At 44.0% G+C, this 1,179-nt stretch carries 1 protein-coding gene; it reads right to left on the bottom strand.

What is annotated here, in order from left to right:
* A partial coding sequence (gene tuf, locus MMO42_RS18095) for an elongation factor Tu (protein ID WP_033134357.1) occupies positions 1-1,179 on the bottom strand: 1,179 nt, incomplete at its 5' end.

Raw genomic sequence — 1,179 nt, 5'->3', positions numbered from 1 at the left:
TTATGCAGTTACTTTAGCAACAACACCAGCGCCTACAGTACGACCACCTTCACGGATCGCAAAACGTAGACCTGGGTCCATTGCGATCGGGTGAATTAATTCTACTGACATCTCAACGTTGTCACCAGGCATTACCATTTCTACGCCATCTTGTAATTTGATCGCGCCAGTTACGTCAGTTGTACGGAAGTAGAACTGTGGACGGTAACCGTTAAGGAATGGAGTATGACGACCACCTTCTTCTTTAGAAAGTACGTATACTTCTGCATCGAATTTAGTGTGCGGCTTGATTGTACCTGGCTTAGCAAGTACTTGACCACGTTGTACGTCTTCACGCTTAGTACCACGAAGAAGAACACCACAGTTCTCGCCTGCACGACCTTCGTCAAGCAATTTACGGAACATTTCTACGCCAGTTACAGTTGTCTTAACCGTATCTTTGATACCTACGATTTCAACTTCTTCACCAACTTTTACGATACCAGCTTCTACACGACCAGTTACTACTGTACCACGGCCTGAGATAGAGAATACGTCTTCGATTGGCATCAAGAATGCTTTATCGATAGCACGTTCTGGTTCTGGAATGTAAGAATCAAGTGCAGCAACTAAATCGATTACAGCTTTCTCGCCATAAGGACCGTCGTTACCGTTTAATGCTTGAAGAGCTGAACCACGGATGATTGGAGTGTCATCACCTGGGAAGTCATAAGTAGAAAGAAGTTCACGAACTTCCATTTCTACTAATTCAAGTAATTCTTCATCATCAACAAGGTCACACTTGTTCAAGAATACGATGATGTAAGGTACACCAACCTGACGTGAAAGAAGGATGTGTTCACGAGTTTGTGGCATTGGACCATCAGTCGCAGCACATACAAGGATCGCGCCGTCCATCTGAGCAGCACCAGTAATCATGTTTTTAACATAATCGGCGTGGCCCGGGCAGTCTACGTGAGCGTAGTGACGGATTGGAGAATCGTATTCTACGTGTGAAGTATTAATTGTAATACCACGTGCTTTTTCTTCAGGAGCTGAGTCGATTTGTGAGTAATCTTTCGCTTCACCGCCGTAAGTTTTTGCACAAATAGTTGCAATCGCAGCAGTTAAAGTTGTTTTACCATGGTCAACGTGACCAATTGTACCCACGTTTACGTGTGGTTTATTACGTTCAAACTT

Origin of the sequence: Acinetobacter sp. ANC 3882, assembly GCF_022549545.1 — a bacterium.
Classification (GTDB): Bacteria; Pseudomonadota; Gammaproteobacteria; order Pseudomonadales; family Moraxellaceae; genus Acinetobacter.
The sequence above is the reverse complement of the archived record's forward strand: the minus strand, read 5'-3'. Positions and strand labels throughout refer to the sequence as shown.